This window comes from Parasegetibacter sp. NRK P23 (assembly GCF_023721715.1).
Taxonomy (GTDB): Bacteria; Bacteroidota; Bacteroidia; order Chitinophagales; family Chitinophagaceae; genus Parasegetibacter.
In genome coordinates this window covers 1-553 of record NZ_JAMDLG010000010.1, presented here as the reverse complement: position 1 = coordinate 553, position 553 = coordinate 1, and the positions used below count along the sequence as shown (strand labels likewise).

The window sequence follows — 553 nt, the reverse complement described above, 5'->3', positions numbered from 1 at the left end:
ACTGTCCAATAGATTTTTTTTTCTTTATTCATTGGTCTAAAATTTATTTCGTTTGACGTTGCAAAATTATCTACGTTTGCTAACTATTGGTAAGCACTAACCCGACAGTTAGCGATTACTTTTGGGTTAGTAATGGAATTTTTGACAATGGCAAAGAAAATTAAATGTGATTCAACAGGCATTCGTGCCATAAAAGATGCAATGGAAACACTAAGCGGAAATTGGAAACTTCCAATTTTGTTTTCGTTGTCGGGCGGTGCAAAACGTTTCAAAGAAATTACAAGAGAAGTTGACGGCATCAGCGACAAAATGCTTAGCAAAGAATTGAAAGACTTGGAAACCAATCATCTTGTGAAGCGGACAGTTTACGACACGTTTCCACCGAGAGTTGAATATGAAATAACAGAACACGCAGAAACATTGTTTGACGTAATGAAAGCGTTGCGTGATTGGGGACAAAACCACAGAAAGAAAATAATTGGAAAATAAAACGGAAACAACAACGAACCGCTAACAGCGGTTTACTAATAGCCGGGTAAGACGGTAAACGTGT

1 protein-coding gene is annotated in these 553 nt (G+C 37.4%); it reads left to right on the top strand.

Annotated elements, in window-relative coordinates; translation table 11 throughout:
* Window positions 1–147: 147 nt before the first annotated feature.
* Complete coding sequence (locus M4J38_RS17445) at window positions 148–489, top strand: helix-turn-helix domain-containing protein (protein ID WP_251761090.1); 342 nt, start codon at window positions 148–150, stop codon at window positions 487–489.
* Window positions 490–553 lie beyond the last annotated feature (64 nt).

What these genes read in the sequence shown, in the direction of transcription:
- M4J38_RS17445 (WP_251761090.1), top strand. Translation starts at nt 148, where the DNA reads ATGGCAAAGAAAATTAAATGTGATTCAACAGGCATTCGTGCCATAAAA.